Annotated in this window: 12 protein-coding genes, 2 tRNA genes and 1 rRNA gene; 10 read left to right on the forward strand and 5 right to left on the reverse strand. The window is 51.2% G+C overall.

What is annotated here, in order from left to right; genetic code table 11:
• Positions 1-19 precede the first annotated feature (19 nt).
• The 3 genes from B5G04_RS00305 to B5G04_RS00315 form a co-directional block, all read right to left on the reverse strand.
• Positions 20-93: transfer RNA gene (locus B5G04_RS00305), tRNA-Ala, on the reverse strand.
• A 7-nt stretch (positions 94-100) separates the two neighbouring features.
• Positions 101-174, reverse strand: a tRNA-Ile gene (locus B5G04_RS00310).
• Positions 175-282: 108 nt separating this feature from the next.
• Positions 283-1,810, reverse strand: a 16S ribosomal RNA gene (locus B5G04_RS00315).
• A gap of 856 nt (positions 1,811-2,666) precedes the next feature.
• Here B5G04_RS00315 and B5G04_RS00320 point away from each other — a divergent pair.
• From B5G04_RS00320 to B5G04_RS00365, 10 genes are all read left to right on the forward strand, one after another.
• On the forward strand, positions 2,667-5,063 hold the full coding sequence (locus tag B5G04_RS00320; RefSeq protein WP_087395047.1) for an FtsX-like permease family protein: 2,397 nt from the start codon (positions 2,667-2,669) through the stop codon (positions 5,061-5,063).
• Between the two features lie 163 nt (positions 5,064-5,226).
• Complete coding sequence (locus B5G04_RS00325) at positions 5,227-5,904, forward strand: ABC transporter ATP-binding protein (protein WP_087212869.1); 678 nt, start codon at positions 5,227-5,229, stop codon at positions 5,902-5,904.
• A gap of 128 nt (positions 5,905-6,032) precedes the next feature.
• Positions 6,033-8,417 carry an FtsX-like permease family protein gene (locus tag B5G04_RS00330; RefSeq protein WP_087395050.1) on the forward strand — a complete coding sequence of 795 codons (2,385 nt, stop codon included), beginning with the start codon at positions 6,033-6,035 and terminating at the stop codon, positions 8,415-8,417.
• Between the two features lie 486 nt (positions 8,418-8,903).
• Positions 8,904-11,279 (forward strand): ABC transporter permease, encoded by a 2,376-nt coding sequence (locus tag B5G04_RS00335; protein ID WP_087395054.1) that lies wholly within the window; start codon positions 8,904-8,906, stop codon positions 11,277-11,279.
• Between the two features lie 203 nt (positions 11,280-11,482).
• Positions 11,483-13,102, forward strand: coding sequence for a hypothetical protein (locus B5G04_RS00340; protein WP_087250689.1), 1,620 nt, complete (start codon positions 11,483-11,485; stop codon positions 13,100-13,102).
• Positions 13,103-13,126: 24 nt separating this feature from the next.
• Entirely contained in the window at positions 13,127-13,456 is a 330-nt protein-coding gene (locus tag B5G04_RS00345; protein ID WP_087250687.1) for a hypothetical protein, read from the forward strand.
• Between the two features lie 573 nt (positions 13,457-14,029).
• Entirely contained in the window at positions 14,030-14,563 is a 534-nt protein-coding gene (locus B5G04_RS00350) for a hypothetical protein (RefSeq protein ID WP_140406962.1), read from the forward strand.
• A 54-nt stretch (positions 14,564-14,617) separates the two neighbouring features.
• Positions 14,618-15,220 (forward strand): hypothetical protein, encoded by a 603-nt coding sequence (locus tag B5G04_RS00355; RefSeq protein ID WP_087250682.1) that lies wholly within the window; start codon positions 14,618-14,620, stop codon positions 15,218-15,220.
• A gap of 294 nt (positions 15,221-15,514) precedes the next feature.
• Positions 15,515-15,685: a hypothetical protein gene (locus B5G04_RS19545; protein ID WP_158100008.1), complete on the forward strand. Its 171-nt coding sequence runs from the start codon at positions 15,515-15,517 to the stop codon at positions 15,683-15,685.
• Between the two features lie 70 nt (positions 15,686-15,755).
• On the forward strand, positions 15,756-16,217 hold the full coding sequence (locus B5G04_RS00365; RefSeq protein WP_140406961.1) for a hypothetical protein: 462 nt from the start codon (positions 15,756-15,758) through the stop codon (positions 16,215-16,217).
• Between the two features lie 216 nt (positions 16,218-16,433).
• On the opposite strand, the gene B5G04_RS00370 is transcribed toward B5G04_RS00365, so the two are convergent.
• Together B5G04_RS00370 and araJ are read right to left on the reverse strand one after the other, a co-directional pair.
• Positions 16,434-19,031 (reverse strand): TIM-barrel domain-containing protein, encoded by a 2,598-nt coding sequence (locus tag B5G04_RS00370; protein ID WP_239413991.1) that lies wholly within the window; start codon positions 19,029-19,031, stop codon positions 16,434-16,436.
• Between the two features lie 86 nt (positions 19,032-19,117).
• The gene (araJ, locus tag B5G04_RS00375) at positions 19,118-20,275 is read right to left on the reverse strand and encodes an MFS transporter AraJ (protein ID WP_087395058.1); all 1,158 of its coding nucleotides are present in this window, start codon (positions 20,273-20,275) and stop codon (positions 19,118-19,120) included.
• Positions 20,276-20,357: the final 82 nt, after the last annotated feature.

A 20,357-nucleotide genomic window follows, 5' to 3' on the forward strand; every position in this document is an offset into this window, starting at 1 on the left:
GTCACAGATCTCCTTCGTGTGGAGAATAACGGATTCGAACCGTTGACCCCCTGCTTGCAAAGCAGGTGCTCTAGCCAGCTGAGCTAATCCCCCAAGACCGTAGTCCCAGGCAGAGTTGAACTGCCGACCTCCACATTATCAGTGTGGCGCTCTGACCAACTGAGCTATAGGACTGGCATCTTCAAGCCCTGTGCGATTCAACGCCCATAGAGTCGGATATGTCAGGTACAGGAAACGGAAACGAAAGGAACCACGCAAGAAACATGAGACCGGACGCTCCAGAAAGGAGGTGTTCCAGCCGCACCTTCCGGTACGGCTACCTTGTTACGACTTAGCCCCAATCACCGGTTTTACCCTAGGGCGCCCCTTGCGGTTACGCACTTCAGGTACCCCCGGCTTTCATGGCTTGACGGGCGGTGTGTACAAGGCCCGGGAACGTATTCACCGCGCCATGGCTGATGCGCGATTACTAGCGAATCCAGCTTCGTGGAGCCGGGTTGCAGGCTCCAGTCCGAACTGGGAGGGGATTTCGGGATTCGCGCGCCGTCGCCGGCTGGCAGCCCTCTGTACCCCCCATTGTAACACGTGTGTAGCCCCGGACGTAAGGGCCGTGCTGATTTGACGTCATCCCCACCTTCCTCGCATCTTACGATGGCAGTACCGGCAGAGTACCCAGCATCACCTGATGGCAACTGCCGGAAGGGGTTGCGCTCGTTATGGCACTTAAGCCGACACCTCACGGCACGAGCTGACGACAACCATGCAGCACCTCCGCGCCTGCCTTGCGGCTGCACCGTTTCCGGCACATTCAGGCGCAGTTCAAGCCCGGGTAAGGTTCCTCGCGTATCATCGAATTAAACCACATGTTCCTCCGCTTGTGCGGGCCCCCGTCAATTCCTTTGAGTTTCACCGTTGCCGGCGTACTCCCCAGGTGGGACACTTAACGCTTTCGCTTGGCCGCCGACTGTATATCGCCGACAGCGGGTGTCCATCGTTTACCGTGCGGACTACCAGGGTATCTAATCCTGTTTGATACCCGCACCTTCGAGCCTCAACGTCAGTGGCGGGCTGGCATGCTGCCTTCGCAATCGGGGTTCTTCGTGATATCTATGCATTTCACCGCTACACCACGAATTCCGCATGCCGCGACCGTACTCAAGCCCCACAGTTTCAACTGCAATTTTACGGTTGAGCCGCAAACTTTCACAGCTGACTTAAGGGGCCGTCTGCGCTCCCTTTAAACCCAATAAATCCGGATAACGCTCGCATCCTCCGTATTACCGCGGCTGCTGGCACGGAGTTAGCCGATGCTTATTCGCAGGGTACCTGCAATATGCCACACGTGGCACACTTTATCCCCCTGCAAAAGGAGTTTACAACCCGTAGGGCAGTCATCCTCCACGCTACTTGGCTGGTTCAGGCTCGCGCCCATTGACCAATATTCCTCACTGCTGCCTCCCGTAGGAGTTTGGGCCGTGTCTCAGTCCCAATGTGGGGGGCCTTCCTCTCAGAACCCCTATCCATCGTCGCCTTGGTGGGCCGTTACCCCGCCAACAAGCTAATGGAACGCATCCCCATCGGCGGCCGATAACTCTTTAGTCAGGCTGTCATGGAACTGCCTGACACCATCGGGGATTAATCTTTCTTTCGAAAGGCTGGACCCGGGCCGCCGGAAGGTCGGATACGCGTTACTCACCCGTGCGCCGGTCGCCATCAGGCTTAGCAAGCTAAGCCCATGCTGCCCCTCGACTTGCATGTGTTAGGCCTGTAGCTAGCGTTCATCCTGAGCCAGGATCAAACTCTTCATTGTAAAATATCTTTTCATCGCCTGCCTCCCCAAAAAAAGAAAGGCAAGGCGCTTTTTTTCCTGTCCAGGTCCGGTTACATCTTTCTAACCTTCACGTCATTCACTTTTCGTACTGCGTTTCCTGTATCCAAATCATATCAAAGATCTTGCTCCCGTTTTTGAGGGAAAGCGTCTGCAAAGTTAAGGCGTTTTTTCCATTCCTCCAAATTTTTCGGAATATTTTTTCGCCGCCCCGCCGACCGTCACCCTTTCAGGCGGCGTCCCTTTCGGAAAGCGGTTGCAAAGGTACGCCTTTTTACCGGAACTGCAAGCAATATGGAAACTTTTTTCTGAACTTTTTTACACATATAAACGCAAAATGCTGCCATACAACATATTACAGGACGAATATTCTTAAAACTGATGAAAAATGGCTGAAACGGGTACTCATTAATATAATTATACGCGCGCGAGGGGCACACAGGACAAAAAAAACATCCCCACACATCCTGACGGACATAAGTGGTAAGGCAGGACCACTTATGTGAAACGGCAGGGGTACTTATGTGAAACGGGCAACCCACTTATGTTCATCAAAAGGCATGCTTGAATCTGGGAAATCCACAAGAATAATGGGACTAAAAGAGCAGACAAGACAAATGCATAAGTGAGAAACCAATACCAGCATAAGGTGTCTAATTTTTTGACACCAAGTGTCTAATTTTTTGACACTTCAAAAAAATGCTTATTATGTAATCACCTGATTATCAATTAAAATTTTATTTGGCACGATATTTGCTTAAGGAAAAGAGACAGCATACGACATATAGCATTTGAAATTGTAAAAAAGAGAATTAATAAATTAATACATACAACGAACATGAACCAAACGATTCTACGCAACCTGTTTTACACGCTGAAGCGGTTCCGCACGGCTTCATTCCTAAATTTATTAGGACTATCCGCCGCCTTTGCCGCCTTCATCGTAATTATGATGAAAACCCGTTATGAACAACAATTCGACACCTGCTATCCCGAACCCGAACGGCTGGCGGTGCTGAACCTTTCCATTGACGGGAAAGACAACGAGCTGGTGGTGGTGCCTCGCCCGTTTGTAGATGCTGCCATCCAAGAGACCACGGGAATCGAATGCGGCACCCTGCTTTCGATACAATTCGGAAGTAATCTGGTATATACTGACCCGCACTATCCGAAATACATCAAGGAAAACGTTGCAGCTGTATATCCCGATTTTGCAAAGACTATCGGAATGACTTTCGTGGAAGGCAATGACGAAGGGCTGGACACCCCCAACGGAGCCATTATCTCGGAAAGCCAAGCCAAACGGCTTTTCCCTGACGGAAGCGCCATAGGTAAATACATCTATTTGGAAAGTCCACACCAAGCTACCGAGGAAACACAATTCAGAATTAGCGGAGTGTACAAGGAATTCCCGAAAAATGCCCAACTCACCAATGACATCTATTGTCGCATTGGAGAAAAATGGGACCTCAACCAATGGGGAAGCTGGAGCTATCTGGCTTTCGTCCGCCTGAAACCCGGAGTCACTTACGAAGAAGTCAACCGCCAATTGGTTCAGAACAAGATTATCAACGATAAGATGGAGAAGTCATCTGATTTCAAGGAAGTCAAACCCATGGTTATTCCTATCCGTGACGTGTACTACCACACCAAGCCGTGGTTCTACTTCAAGACGGGCGACCTGCAGCACACGCGCCTGATGATTCTTATCGCCATACTGGTCATCGGCATCGCCGCCGTGAACCTTATCAACTTCACCACCGCCCTCACCCCGATGCGCATCCGCAGCATCAACACGCAAAAGGTGCTGGGAAGCTCTGTCGGCTCGCTCCGCACGGGACTGGTGCTGGAAGCCGTGTGCACCGTGTTGCTGGGCTGGCTGATTGCGCTGGGCATCGTGGCTTGCCTCACGCAGACACAGGCACTGGATGCGTTGGATTTCAATCCCGCACTGAAAGACTATCTGCCCGTCATTTTCGGAAGCGTAGGCATCGCCCTACTGACGGGTGTACTTGCCGGACTTTATCCGGCATGGTACATGACCTCGTTCCCACCCGCACTGATGCTGAAAGGCAACTTCGCCCTGAGTGGAAAAGGGAAACGGCTCCGCACCGCACTGGTCAGCTTCCAGTATTTCATCTCGGCATGCCTCATCGTGTGCTCCACCTTCATCTTCATGCAGAACGAATACCAGAAGAACATCCGCACCGGATTCGACCGCGACATGCTACTCATCGCCCAAATGCCTCAAAAACCTTTCCTGAGCCAGCCCTACAAGGCATTCGACCAGCAACTATTGGGCTATCCGGAGTTTGAAGGCGTGGCGTATGCCAACGATCGGATGGGAGGCGGAAACGTGTACAACATCCAGGGATTTACCATAGCCGAACAACACGTACAGCCTTTCTATGTCCGCGTCTCTACCAACTTCCCGAAGGTCATGGGCATGAAGGTGACCGAAGGGCGCGACTTCCTGCCCGGCGACTCCGTAGGGCGGAACGTAAGGCACTATATCGCCACTAAAGAATTTAAGAAGATGTATAACCTGCCCACCGGACAGGAACTGAATGCCGACTGGATGGGGAAAGCCGAAATCACGGGCTACGTGGACAACGTGGCGTTCACCTCGAACCGCATCACCGCCTTCAGCGGTACACCCTTCGTATTTACTCCTAATTTATACGATGATGACGTGCTTCCTTTCGGCTACATCCGTGTAAAAGCCGGAAGCGACCCTGCGCAAGCCCTGAGCCACGCCCGCGAAGCCTTCGAGAAGAGCTTCCCCGGCTATGCCGCCGAGATTGATTTCTTCGACAACGTATATAAGAAACTCTATACCGCCGAGACCAACCAGCAACAGGTAGTCATCGCCTTCAGCGTGCTTGCCATCCTCATCTCGCTGGTGGGTGTGTTCGGGCTGACCATTTTCGAGACGCAATACCGGCGCAAGGAAATCGGGGTGCGCAAGGTGTTCGGTGCCAGCACGAGCCAGATATTGTGGCAATTCAACCGTGCCAGTCTGAAAGTCGCCATCCTTTGCTCGGCAGTGGCGATGCCGGTTGCCTATTACGTAATGGATAGCTGGCTCCAGTCGTTCACCCAGCGTGTGCCACTCTCGGCGTGGGTGTTCGTCGCCGCCTGCCTGCTGATTATCTTGATGACCCTCGTCACCGTGACCGTGCAGAGTTACCGTGCAGCGAACAGCAACCCGATAGATTGCGTACGGGCAGAGTGACACCATTTTGAAACGCAGATTAACACAGATTTTCGCAGATTATTCGATAATCATCAATTAAAAGCACGAAAATCATATAAATAAAATCCGCGTTAATCTGCGGAAATCTGCGTTTCAACAAACAGACATACAAATATTATTAACCAACAAAAAACATACTATTATGATTAAGATTGAAAACCTTTGCAAGACATTCCGTACTACAGAAGTAGAAACTATCGCGCTCAACAATGTCAGTTTCGAGATAGCCGACAAAGAATTTGTAGCCATCATGGGGCCTTCGGGATGTGGCAAATCTACCCTGCTGAACATTATGGGATTGCTCGACAACCCGACATCAGGCGATTATTATCTGGACGAAAAAGAAGTGGGACACCTGAAAGAAAAAGACCGCACAAACGTGCGCAAAGGCAACATCGGCTTCGTATTCCAGAGCTTCAACCTGATAGACGAACTGAATGTGGCGGAGAACGTAGAGCTTCCCCTCACCTACCTGGGCGTGCCCGCCGCCGAACGGAAACAACGCGTGGCAGACATCTTGAAGCGGATGAATATCAGCCATCGTGCCAAGCACTATCCGCAACAGCTCTCCGGAGGTCAGCAACAACGTGTGGCAATCGCCCGTGCCGTGGTATCGAACCCGAAAATCATCCTTGCCGACGAGCCGACCGGTAACCTCGACTCGAAGAACGGACAAGAGGTAATGGAGCTTTTGACCGAACTGAACAAGGAAGGCACGACCATCGTGATGGTGACACACAGCCAGCGCGATGCCGGATATGCCGGACGCATCATCAACCTGTTCGACGGGCAGATTGTGGCTTCCATTGCCGAAATGTAGTTTCCTCTTTATTTTTCACCACAGATTACACAGATTTATAAAATTATTATTCGCCAAAGACACGAAGAAATAAATGATAAAATCTGTGTAATCTGTGGTGAGAATCCTAAACACCCACTCAAGCACTTATGAACTATACGATATTACGCAACCTGTTTTATACGCTGAAGCGTTTCCGCACGGCTTCCGTGCTCAACCTCTTCGGGCTTTCGTTCGCCTTTGCCGCCTTTATCGTGATTATGATGAAGGTGAACTACGAACGCGGTTTTGACTCCTGTTACCCAGAGCCCGAACGATTGGTGATGCTCAACCTGGGCGACCCCGATAACCATACCATGGGCTACCTGCCGCGCGGACCCATCGACTACTTAATGGAACAAGTACCCGGCTTCGAGTACGGTACCATCTATGCGCCGGCATGGGGGAAGACTGCCCTCTACACCGACCCCAAGAACCCGCAATACTTCTACGAAACACCCTGGGCGGTATCGCCCGGCTTCGCCAAGGTGGTAGGGCTGAAGTTCATTGCCGGAAGCGATGCCGAAATGGGGCAGCCCGAAAGCATCATCGTCTCCGAGAGTTATGCCCGCAAGCTGTTCCCCGACGGCAACGCCTTGGGAGCATACCTCTACATCGAAGGAAGCAACTTCCTGACGCCCGACGCCACCAAGTACCGGATATGCGGCATCTACGAAGACCTGCCCGAGAACTGCCAGTTCAAGAACGACCTCTTCGTGACCATGGGCGAACGGGTGCAGAAGGATGACTGGGGAAGCCAGAACTACTTCGCCTTCTTCCGCCTGAAACCCGGCGTAAGCGTAGAAGAAGCCAACCGCCAGATAGCCGCCACCCGAGCCATCGACCGGATGAACGTGGACAAGGACGACAAGACCGCCCTCTACGTCTTCCCCATCCGCGACTTCTACTACACGATGCACTCGCCCTATTACCTGAAGACCGGAAGCCGCAGCACCACTGCCCTGCTCGTGGTCATCGGGATGCTCATCATCGCCATTGCCTGCATCAACCTGGTCAACTTCAGCACCGCCCTCGCCCCGATGCGGATGCGCAGCATCAACACCCAGAAAGTACTGGGCAGCACCAACGGCGAACTGCGCCGCGCCCTCACCCTCGAATCGGTATGCACCGTCCTTGTAGGTTGGCTGATTGCACTGGGCATCACGGCGACACTCATCCATTTGAACGTGCTTTCGTTCATGGGCTTCACGCCCTCGCTCCTCACCTACTGGCAATATGTGGCGGGTACGGGAATGATAGCCCTCGCCGTGGGCATCATCGCAGGACTGTATCCGGCATGGTATATGACCTCCTTCCCGCCCGCACTGGTGCTAAAGGGCAACTACGCCCTGAGCGGCAAGGGAAAGCGGCTGCGCACCCTACTCATCGGATTCCAGTACGTGGTGTCGTTCGCCCTCATCGTGTCGGCGGCGTTTATCTTCCTGCAAAACCGCTACATGCGCAACCGCGCATTGGGCTTCGACCGCGACCAGCTGCTCGTGGCAAGCCTGCCCGAAATGCCCTACCAGAGCAGCCCCTACCATAGCTTCGAGTCGAAGCTGAAAAGCTATGCCGAGATAGCCGACGTGGCGTTCGCCAAGTGGGAATTAGGCGCAAACGAAGGATATACCAGCTACGCGTTCGACTACAAAGGCGAGGAGTACGGACACTTTTTCATCGAAGTGAGCACCAACTTTCCCGACGTAATGGGGATGAAGCTCACGTCGGGCACCGGATTCCTGCCCTCCGACTCTATCAGCAAAGACCCGATGATATTCCTTGCCACCGAAGACTTGCAGCGGAAGACAGGCATCGAGGCGGGCGAAATGGTGGACTTCGTCTGGGGCAACCAAGCACGCATCAAGGGCTTCGTGCAAAACACCCAGTTCACCTCGTTCAAGACCAACGCGTTGCCCTACGTGTTCTGCCCCAACGCCAAGTACACCAACGGCCAGTTGCCCTACGTCTACATCCGCGTGCGTGCCGGAAGCGACATGGACACCGCCTTGCGCCGCGTGCGCCAGGCGGCAGAAGAATGCTTCACCGGCTTCCCCGTCGACGTGAAGTTCTACGACCAGGTCTACGCCTCGCTCTACCAGCGTGAGGCGGACCAACAGCAGATGATTACGCTCTTCAGCCTGCTCGCCATTGTCATCTCGCTGGTAGGCGTGTTCGGGCTGATTATCTTCGAGGCGGAACACCGGCGCAAGGAAATCGGCGTGCGCAAGGTGTACGGAGCCTCGACGGGTCAGATACTCTGGATGTTCGGCCGCTCGTACCTCGTGCTGAGCCTCGTCAGCTCCGTCATCGCCACCCCCGTGGCGTGGTATGGCGTGACGCGGTGGCTGGAGCAGTTCAGCCAGCGCGTGCCGCTCAGCCCGTGGGTGTTTGTGGGGGCGTGCGCCGTCATCTGCCTCATCACCGAAGTGACTATCACCGTGCAGAATTACCGCGCGGCGACCGCCAATCCGGTGGACAGCCTGAAGACGGAGTGAATCCAGGTTTCACCACAGATTACACAGATTTTATTATTTATTTCTTCGTGTCTTTGGCGAATAATAATTTTATAAATCTGTGCAATCTGTGGTGAAAACAAACCTTGAAAAACGTGCAAAATGCAATTTAGACCCTCGGCGGACACTTTGCACGTCTGCGAGACGCATTTTAGACCCTCGCCGCGCATTTTGCAACACTTGCAAAGTCCGCGCCGACCCCTCGGCGGACACTTTGCACGACTGCGAGACGCGTTTTAGACCCTCGCCGCGCACTTTGCAACACTTGCAAAGCCTGCGGCGACCCCTCGGCGGACATTTTGCACGTTTTCCGAGGTGGGAAACAAGCTCTAAACAGTAACTATATACTGTGAAGAAACGCAGATTTTCACAGATTAACGCAGATTAAACAGATGATTAAATTTGAATCTGCGAAAATCCGCGTTAATCTGCGTTTCCAAACAAACAATTAAATAATAAATAAACCAGATGAAAAGAGCATTAAACAACCTGTTCCGAAGGGGCGAAGCGAACCCCATCAAGATTCTCTGCCTCGGTGTCGGCCTCGCCATCGGGCTGACGATGCTTGCCGAAGTCATCTTCGAGCAGAGCTACGACAACTTCCTGCCCCGGTTGGAAGACACGTACCGCATCACCGAGCAATACAAATCGTCGCAAGAAGACACGTGGCGTCCCTATACGCAAACACCGGGAGCCACCGCGCCGGGCGTGAAGCGCTATTGCCCCGAAGTGGAGGCTGCCACACGCTTCACGTGGCTGCAAGACGACATGCACCTCGTGGCGGAAGACCGGCGCGAAGTGACCGCCAACGCCCTCCTGTGCGACAGTTCGTTCTTCGAAGTCTTCCCCCGCCGCATCCTGATAGGCGAGAATCCGCATACGGGACTGGAGAAAGAGAACAACGCCTACATCTCGTCGCGCCTTGCCGAGACGTTGGGCACCGACATCGTGGGACACACGCTGACGTGGAAAGAGTTTCCCGACTTCAGGCTGAACGTCGTCGGCATCTTCGAGGAGTTTCCGGAGAACACCCACCTGCCCCGCATCGACGTGGCGGTGGCGTTGCCCACTATCGGGCAAGTGCGCTGGGACGGGCGCGACAACTGGATAGGGAACGACAGCTACAAGAGCTACATCCGCCTCTATCCCGGCGCGAAGCCCGAGCAGCTGACGGACAACGTGAAGCGGATGCTGGAGACCAACCTTCCGATGGAAGACCTACGGAAAAACGGAGCGGATTACAGCATCGACTTCCAGCCCGTCGGCGAAATCTTCTCTTCGTCGGACTACAACCGCATCATGCGCATCGTCTTCCTCGCCTTCGCCGTGCTGATGCTGGCGGTGGCGGTATTGAACTACATCCTGCTGGTCATTTCGGGCATGGTGAACCGCGCCAAGAGCATCGCCACCTACCGTTGCTACGGGGCGGAGAGCGGCGACATCTACCGGATGGTGCTCAGCGAATCGGCGCTGCACGGCTTGCTGAGCCTCGCCCTGGCGGTGCTGATTATCTTCGGGATTCAAGACGTGGTGCAGGAACAAATCGGGCACAGCCTCCGCTCGCTCTTCCCGCCCTCTACGATTGCCGTATGCGTGGCGGTGACCGCCCTCATCGTTCTCGTCTGCGGCGTGATGCCCGGCTATCTGTACACCCGCATCCCCGTCACCTACGCCTACCGCCGCTACACCGAGAGCAAGCGGCACTGGAAGTTAGGGCTGCTCTTCGTGCAGTTCCTCCTCACCACGTTCTTCGTCGCCGTGCTGACGGTCATCAGCCTGCAATACCGCGCGCTGACCAGTTACGACCCGGGCTTCGAATACAAGGACATGCTTTACGTCTCCCTGTCCGGCACCACGAAGACCGAGCAGCAGCGTTGCGTGCAGGAACTGAAAAAGCTGCCCGAAGTGGCGGGCGTGACGTGGGGCTATCAGGAGCCTTTCGAACATTGCAGCGGAAACAATGTATACAACCCTGAGACGGGACAAGAGTATATGAACATCGCCGACATGTACCTCGTGGGCGACGATTACCACAAGGTGTTCGACATTCCCGTCATCGAAGGCAGCACCTTCACGCCTCACCTGAGCGACACCGTGGCACGTCAGGTGATGGTGAGCCGCAAGTTTGTGGAACGGATGCGCGAACTGGCGGGCTGGACGGGCTCGCCCATCGGCAAGACGGTGAACATCACCGAGCACAAAGGCCCGCTCACCGTCTGCGGCGTGTACGAAGAAATTCATTTCGGCTCGCAGATAGCCGAAGATGCCGACGAACGTCCCTCGGTGATGTTCTACGCTCCGGTGCCCTACTCTACCAATCTCTTTATCCGCCTGCGCCAACTCTCACCCGAAGGGATGAAAGCCGTGCAAAAAGTGGTGGAGGAAACGATGTCCGACAGGGATAAGCACGCCTATAGCCTGGCACTGGAAATGAACGCCCTCTACGACGGCATCCTGCACGTGCGCAACAGCATCCTCTTCACCGGCGCGTGCATCCTGCTCATCGCGCTCATCGGGCTTATCGCCTACATCCGCGACGAAATCAGCCGCCGCCACGCCGAGATAGCCATCCGCATCATCCACGGAGCCACGGTAGCCAACGTACAACGCCTCTTCCTGCTCGATCTGCTGAAGATTGCGCTCCCTGCCACCCTTATCGGCGCGTTGATAGCGTGGCGGGCAAGCATTTCGCTCCTCCAGCTCTTCGCCGTCAAGATTGAGCTGACGTGGTGGCTCTTCACCGGCTGCGCCCTCGCGGTGCTCCTCATCGTATGGGCAGTCTCGTCCGCCCTCGTCCTGAAAGCCGCCCGGATGAATCCTACGGAGAACCTGCGGACGGAGTAAATGAAGAACGAAGAACGATTGAACACAGACAACACAGAGGGCACAGAAATTTATTTTTATCTGTGCTTGTCTGCGTTGTCTGTGTTCCTTTATTACGGCTGATTTGCAATCCGGCGTGACAAAATGACAAAAAACGTAATACGTTTGCAATTGCGATGTAATACATCGTTTGTACTTTTGGGAAACCTTTAATTACAAAAGTTATGAAAAAAGAAAGTTACATTTCGTTCATTTTAGCAGGCATCTTTTCGCTTAGTGCATGCCAAGACAGTGTTGAATTGACCGAGACTTCAAGTCAAGAAGTGAATCTGGAATCAAGGAGTGTTACTCCTGCTTATTTTGATTGGGAAACAGCTGACTTCATGCCTACCCCTAAAGGGCAAGCACGAATTGACCCACCATGGCACGGACAGGGTTCATTGGCTTACATGTATGGAGATGATGTCTTGACAGACATAAAGGCTTCTGATGGTTGGGAATTGTTATATTCTACATTCGATGCCAATGCATCCGCACCGTTGGTGAATCCTTATTTCATTCTCTATAATAAATATAGAGGACTGATGCGGATTTTCTTCTATCTAACAACAGAAACCATAACCCCTTCTTCACAATTGGAAGCCGAACTTTCAGTTCTCTCAAGCAAGCCGTCAAGCCTGCTGAACTTTATGGGAAAAGATTTCATCGATGCAAGTCAAATAACAAAATCATACGTTCATTCGCAGTTGAAAACCGTGAACAATACCCCTCCGTTGGCTTCCAACAGATGGTATATGATGCAATATGAATTGGCTTATGACCCCACCATCTCTCAATACCGTTACAATGACATCAATTTCTATTGGAATTTGAAGTATCATAATGAATTGTTTGTTAATATACGGGGTGAAGTCAAAGGAGACCTTGTCGGTACGTTAGGGGCGGCATCCTCTTCATCCAACAATAAATTGTCGGATCTAATTACAACTGCAGGCAAGGGAGTATTGGCTGGCATCGGTTCCGATTTCTTAGAAAAGAACAAGAACAATGCTGCAGGGGCGGCATCGAACAATAAATTAGGAATGCCAAATTCCGTTTTCGACAATGTGATGAAAGGGGTCAATGCCGCGCTTAGTGCCGCAACGGGAAACTTTGTAGGCGGAGCTGTCAATCTATTGAGTGCCATTATAGGTGGAAGCAGTAGTCAAGCCATTCCTATAAGTTTCGATTTAAGTGCTAATATGGCTTTGGAAGGAACGGTAACTTCAGAAGGAGCTTTCCCGTCTACCCCTATCACCTTTTGGGTGCCGGGAACCATTGGCATAACATCTGCTCCCAATTATATACCGTTATACAATAAACCGTTAGGAGTTATCAATTTTAATGGGAAACCTGACATTATTGTAAATCATATTCATTCTGAAGAAACATATACATATAATGATGGAAGTACAGTCTTAGATTTGTGGCGCACTCAAGATCAATATGATATAGAACAAAAAGATTATTCGTCTTATTTACAAATAAATCCTGAAGTTTTGAAGATTGCTGATGTGGAGATTGAAAGTCAGGATTTAATTGTAGAATATAGCACTTTCGGTCCTAGTTATAAAGATACAGGGAATTATTTATATGAAAAAATAAGTATAAACTCTACGCATTTCTATAAAACTTATGATCCGGAGACATCACATAATGGGACATCACCGGGACGTTGCGGTGTAAGATTTGCAGTCCGTGTAACTCCGCACGATGGAAGCCCTTCCTCTTTGATAGTAAAGACTTTTTTATTGAACAGAGTAGACCATACGAAGAATTATTTTAACGGGAAAGAGCAGAAATAATTAACTAATAATAAGTTTACATTTATGAAAAAGACCTTAGTATTCTTGTTCTGCGGGCTGTTCACCCTGCTGACACTCTCCGCCTGTTCCGATGATGAAACTACGGGCTGGCTTTATGCCACTTTCCAGACGAACGAAACCATTCCCGAAACTGTATATATCCGTACGGATGGAGGGACAGAACTGGAAACAACTGGCAAGGCATTGGTAAATGGCATAGAATTGGCTACCGGCAGCTATACCTTGTCGGCTCCTTCGATGACATTCGAAACAGTCGGCTTTCAAATTTCTAGCGGAAAGCGAACCACTGTGGCATGGGACCATACCCGCTGGAATGTTTTTACTGAGCAATGACCTGTTTGCTTTTCATTGAAACAAGCCCACAGATTCAGCAGTTAAAGCCTGCCGCACCTGTGGGCTTTGTTTTTGCCACCCTGCTCCAGTATCGGGAAACGTGCATGGCGCAGCTGAAGCGAAAGGGAAAGGAAGAGTGATTACTCTTCACCATAAATTCCGTCACGCCGGATTTGCAATCCGGCGTAAATGAGTATAAGGATTTTTATACTATGCACGGTATGGATTTGTGCATTTGTCGTTGTCATCAAAAAACATAAGCATACACACAAATTCCCAAGCCCCTCGAACGAACATAAGTGAAACGACTGACTCACTTATGTGAAACGCCCGAGTTACTTATGTGAAACGACCCACTCACTTATGTTCATCAAAAAGAGTGCTTAAATATACGTCGCACTGCTTCCGTAAAGACGATGTACACATCGTCTCTGCCATGTGGCATATACAAATGCACAAATTAATGCCGCGTGAAGTATAATCCGCAAGAACGGAATAAAATCCGGCATGACTTATCCGTTTATGCCGGAAAAAAACTATCTTTATTGCCGGAAACTATAAATCGGAACAACGATGAAGACACGAATCTTAGGGATGCTCCTGTGCCTCCTCTGCCTGCTGGGCTGCGGTGGCAAGAAAACACAGAAAGCCGAAACATATCCCCTTGGCGCGTCCGGTTTCCCGGAATGGATAAAGGTGGCGTGGCGCGTCAGCCAAGAGGACACGACAGTGATTGTGGCAATGGTCAACAAGTCGGAAAAGGATTGCACACTGCTGATGCACGACTACCTGCCGGAGTACCCTTGCTATATTTATTATCAAGACCATGAAGGGTGGAAAGAAGTGACCGGACAAATGAAACTGCCCCGTCCGTCCGCGCACAAGAAAAGAGAGAAAAATTATGTGGAGGCAAACCCACAATCGGAGGAAGAGCTTGAAGGCAGGGATTTGGTAAAGATTGAAGCTTGGCGAATCCTTCGTCCGGACAAACCGGTCCGGTTCGACATCCCGCTCTATAATATCACGGAAGGCAAGGTGAAAAAGGGGCTGTACCGCCTCACCTTTTTGCTGGCAGACAGGCGTTGCCACATTGTCTTCGAACTCTGAACCGAATACCGTCACGCCGGAAACGGTCATCCGAAATTAAAAACAGATTCTATTATGAAAGATACTAAACTCTTACAGATTCTTCTATGCCTCTGCCTCCTCAGCTGTGGAGGCAAGGCGCAAAAGAATCACGTTGCTGCCGATTCTGCGCAACAGCAGAAAACGAATGCCTTGGCTTTTAGCGCGTCCGAATTCCCGGAATACATTAAGAAGGCGTGGCGGGTCAGCCTACAAGATAGTATGGTATATGTGGCGTTTCTGAATACCAATAAAAAAGACAGCAAGCTACAAATGTATTATGGCTCTTTCCCTTGCGAGGTTTTTCATTACGAAAACGGGAAATGGGAAAACACAACTACCCAACTCGTTCCGCCTGAACAACATTATAAAAAGAAAGAAGCCTCCACGTCCTATCCTTTCGATTTTCTTCGGGAAAGCGCTCCTGATGCCCCCCGCCGTATGTATCCTTTCCCCCAGCAGGAGAGGGAACTCATAGGGTATAATTTGGTGAAACTCATACGAACCATCCGTCCGAACGAAACGGCACGCTTCTCCTTTTCGCTCTACAACGGCACGACCGATTCGATAGAAAAAGGGCTGTACCGTCTTACCTTTTATATAGACGGAAAGCCTTGCTATATCGTTTTCAAGCTCTGAACCGAAGGTCGATGAAGTCAATTTTAATCCGCTCAACAAATACCTATCAGAAAACGGCAGCTTAGTTGTTTACTGGATGGCAAATCCAGCGTCATTTAAAGCAATATTTTGGCTATTGTGCAAATTTGTAACATACGTGACAATATTTGTAACATACGTGCAAAAGGAATCGCTTACGATTGTTTACCTTTGCCTTAAATCTTTAAATAAAAAACAGCGTATGAAAAAACTTCTTTTTATTGCAAATGCAATCGGACTGGCGACACCCACCAACCTAAGCGGATGTCCAACCAAGTGGACGAAATAGAAGTAGGCGAAATATTAGCGGAAACCGCACGTAAAGTAGGCGGCTATACGTATTCCGTATCAAGTACACATCCTTACGGTACTTGGAATACGGAAATGGGATACGGTCTGCTTGATGCTTATGCAGCCGTACAAGAAGCAAAAGCGAGATTAAATTAACAACCATCCGGAATGTCCGTCTGTCTTATTACTGAAAGAGAATGGCGGACATTCTTTACACATCATGCTTATGAAACATTTCTTATTCTACTTGATTACATTAACCGTATGCTTGCCGTTCGCTTCGTGCAGCGATGAGTTTGCGGAATTGCCGTATGCATACGATGAAATCAGTTACAGACGTGGTTATGACCTTGACATACCTTTAGACACCGTGGTTTATATCGAAAGCCAAGCCGAATTTGACCAACTGTTTGCTGATGAAGAGACGAAGCCCGAAGCAAGCATACCATTCTCAGAGGGTGTGCTGGCGGTGGTAAAGGGTATAGCTAATGGAGGAATTGTGGATTTACAAAAAAATCTGATTCAATCGGATGACGGTTATCACTTGTCTATCCGGATTCAAACAGACTTCACAGATGTTATGGAGCCTTGGTATGTCGCCTACGTCATTCCAAAAGAATATGCAGGCAAAGTCGATTTGGATATAGAATACTACCTCACCACAGATTACACGGATTTAAATAATTAAAAATGAATATCCTTTTTCCCACCAGACATCATCCTTTTATGGTTTCCATATCAAAACCGTACGTTCTCCAATTGAAAACCGTACGTTCTCGATATGGAAACCGTACGTTCTCCAATTGGAGAACATAAAAAGAAGACAACTTGGAACAGATACTGAACCGTTCAATCATATATTGGTTCGTATCTGCCAAGCAAACTTATTAGAAAAAACAACCTCTCAGAATTTCACCGTCAGCTTCTCCCCTTCGTATGTCACTTGTTTTTCCTGTCTGTCGCCCGCATAGCGGATGATGCGCAGGGGACGGACAGCTTTCATCTCCGGGAACGAACCTTCACGGGGATGGATGGTCAGTTCGCCCTTCGCTTCGTCCCATTCCATACGGACAAGCGCATACGCACCCTGCTCGTAAGCATAGTCTACGCCATTGTCTTCGTAAACGGTATAAGCGGCATCGGCTCCGGCATATATCCGGACGGTCCAGCCGGCATCGGCAGCCTCACGGGTAGTCTGCGGCTTGCCCGAAGCCAATGGCAGAATGGTTCCAGCCTTGACAAAGACCGGAATTTGTTCCAGTGTGACCGGCACGGTCTCCCAAGTCCCGTTCCCAGCGGTTTTCGCACCGGTCCAAAAGTCATACCATCCGCCTTGCACATGCGGCAGGTACACCTCCCAACGGTTCTTGCCCGGCTCCACCACCGGAGCTACCAGCAACGAAGGTCCGAACATGTATTCGTATTTCTGCGCCAAGGCAAGCGAATCGCCGGCAAAGTCCATCACTAACGGACGCATCAGGGTTCCTCCCCCGTAATGGGTGCGTGCAGCCTCCGAATAAATATAAGGGAACAGGCTATAACGGGTGTCCAACGCCCGACGGGCAAGAGCGACCACCTCCTCGCCATAATTCCAGAACTCGGTATCCGACTGATAACCGTGCACACGGGTCAAGGGCAGGAACACGCCCGCCTGCAGCCAGCGCAGGAAACATTCGTGGTAAGCCGGATCGGTGTACTGGCTTTGCCCGGGACGGAAGAAACCGCCTGCATCGTATGTCCACCAAGGCTGTCCCGACACCACCATGCCCAGACCGCCCACAATCTGCCGGCGAAGCGTTTCCCAATCATGCCCCACATCGCCCGACCAAGTTGCCGTAGCATACCGTTGCATGCCGGGAAAACCGCTTCGCGTCAACAGCATCACCCGCCGGTCGGGCATCTCACGGCGTGACCCTTCGTATACGGTACGGTTCACCAGCAGCGGATAGACATTGCGGTACACCTCGCCCGGCACTGTCTGGTTCCACACCTTCCGCCCCAGCAAGTCGTCGTTCTCCGGCTCCGTCGCATCCAGCCACCAGGCATCTATCCCGTAAGGTTTCAAAAGACGTTTGTTGAAGTTCTCCCAATAATAAGCCGCTGCATCGGGATTGAAGAAGTCAATCCACGAAGTCTGCGGAATGTAATAGCCCTTGCCCTGCATCAGTTTGCCCACCTCCGATGCCGGGTCTATCTTCGACCATACCGAAAGCATCAGGCGGGCATCCAATGCATGCACATCGTCCACCAGTTTCTTGGGGGCGGGATAACCGGATTCATCGAAACGCATGGCATTCCAGCCATACTTTCCCCAGTATTGCCAGTCCTGCACGATGACGTCCATCGGCAAACTATCGTTACGGAAGCGTGTAGCGGTCTGAACTATTTCATCCTGACCGTGGAAACGTTCCCGACAATGAATATAGCCCAGTGCCCATCGAGGCATCATCGGGACCTCACCTGTCACCCGACGGTATGCCGCAATCACCTCATCAGCTTTTCCGGCAAACACGGTATAGTCGACAGCCTCTGCTACAGGCGAACGGAACACGGTTTCATCTGTTACTTTCCGGTAATACACTTTCGGCCGGTCTTCTTTTTCCAATTCGGCTTCCACCGGATACACTCCAGCCTCCAATTCGACAATGGCAGAAGTCGTAGGAGGCAACCACAGATTCTTCATATCGAATACGGTCTGATTGCCTATCTTCAAGTGATGCCTGCGTGCCATTGTCTGCCCCACATCAAGCATCACGGCGTAGCGCCCAGACTCGCGAATAATCAGTGATGAAGCAAAGACAAACCGCTCACGCACCTCCTGCTTTCCTCCCTCAGCAGAAGTCACATCTACCGTCTCGGCATCACCGCTTGAAACCGTACGCGTCAACGTAATCAAGCTGTCTGCAGGATTGAATTCGGTCAAGCCGTAATTGTTCCACAAGATGCCGTAGCCTTTATCCGACAATACGAAAGGAACCGCTATCTGGGTATTGACCTGTGTAAGCCGGCGCGAAAGTCCCCGCACATTCAGTTGCCCGTCCTGAAATTGTCCCAGTCCGAAAAGATTTTCATCAGCAGGCGAATAAAAACACTGAGCGGCACACCTGGTAGGTTCTCCCTGTACCGATGAAGCCACCAGTTGCCGCTCTTTTTCCTGCAATATCGGTTTCCCTTCTGGCGTAAAATAAGCAAGCGTTCCTTTTTCCTTGTCTATCCGTACCACCAGTCCGGGCAAACCCAACGTAATTTCTTCACCGGTTTCCTTCACCGACCAGGCCGGCTTGTCATTCCCCACATACACCCAATCGGGCAACACAGGCTCCTGACGCACATATTTCACACGTACGGCATTGTCTGCCAACGGATAAAGTCGGATTTCCCCTTCCGATAACACCACAGTCAAACTATCCTCTGCCTGCCGGTACGAACGGACAGATTGCGCCCATCCCAGCGTAAAACACAGACAAACGAACAATACCCAACAAATTCTTTTCTTCATCATGCTATAACTTTTTTTGGATTACAGCTCCTAAGTTAAGACATCTATCTGAAAAGCAAAAGAAACGAAGGGCAGAAAAAACCGTATTATCATCCGATGGCACTCTTTCCATACCGTCTCACATACACCGAGATGCACCCCAGCCCCAGAAGCACGATGAAGACACCTACCAGCGACGGATAACGGTAACCCATACCGGCATCTATCGGCAATCCGCCCAGATAGGCACCCACGGCATTGCCCAGGTTGAAAGCTATCTGCACACACGCCGCTCCCATCATCTCCGAGCCGCGCGAGTTCTGCAAAAGCAATAATTGCTGGGGAGGAGAGACCGCAAAGAGGCAAGCCGTGCAGACAAACATCAGGATGACGGACAGGTACGGATTGCGGGTAAAGAAGAAGATGCCCAGCAATGACAATACCATCACCATCTGCGTGACACGGATTACCGGAGCCAGCCCGTAAAGGTCGCCGCACTTGCCTCCCACCAGATTACCGATGGTCATGCCCAATCCGGCAAGCATCATCACGGCAGTCATCGAATGGGGCGAGAAACCTGCTTCGTGAATCATCTGCGGTGTGACATAGCTGAACCAGCAGAAGATGCCCCCGTTGCCGAACATCGTAGTCAGGATAATCAGCCACGGTGCCAGCCGCTTCAGGAAACGGAACTGACCTTTCAGCCCCACATCGGGCAAAGCGGGCATATACGGAATCCACCGCCAAATGAGGTAGAATATCAAGACTCCCCAAAGGGTATTGAACACAAAGGGGAAACGCCACGAAACCAGATTGCTCAACATCGTGCCGAAAGGCACACCAAACAGATTGGCAATGGTCATCCCCGCTATCATCAGCGACACCGCCTGCGAAGCCTTCCCTTTCTCTGCCACCCGTTCCGCCACGATGGAACCTACGCCGAAGAATGCCCCGTGAGGCAATCCCGAAACGAAGCGCATCAGGAGCAACATCCAATAATTCACCGACATCGAAGCGAACAGATTCCCTACGATGTAAATCATCGCCAGTCCCAACAATATCTGCTTCAACGGACGGGTACGTGCCACCACTACGGTCAACGGGGCACCTACGCACACCCCAATGGCGTATGCCGAAATAAAGTGTCCTGCCTGTGGGATAGAAATGCCCAAATCATGGGCCACATTGGGCAGAATGCCCATCATTACAAACTCGGCAATTCCTAAGCCCAGCGTGCCGGAAGCCAATGCCATCAAACTTTTCTTCATACGGATTATCCTGATTGTGTTTTTTCACCACAGATTACACAGATTTTATAATTGATTTAATCTGTGTAATCTGTGGTGAATA

It is taken from the genome of Bacteroides sp. An51A, assembly GCF_002161565.1.
Classification (GTDB): domain Bacteria; phylum Bacteroidota; class Bacteroidia; order Bacteroidales; family Bacteroidaceae; genus Phocaeicola; species Phocaeicola intestinalis.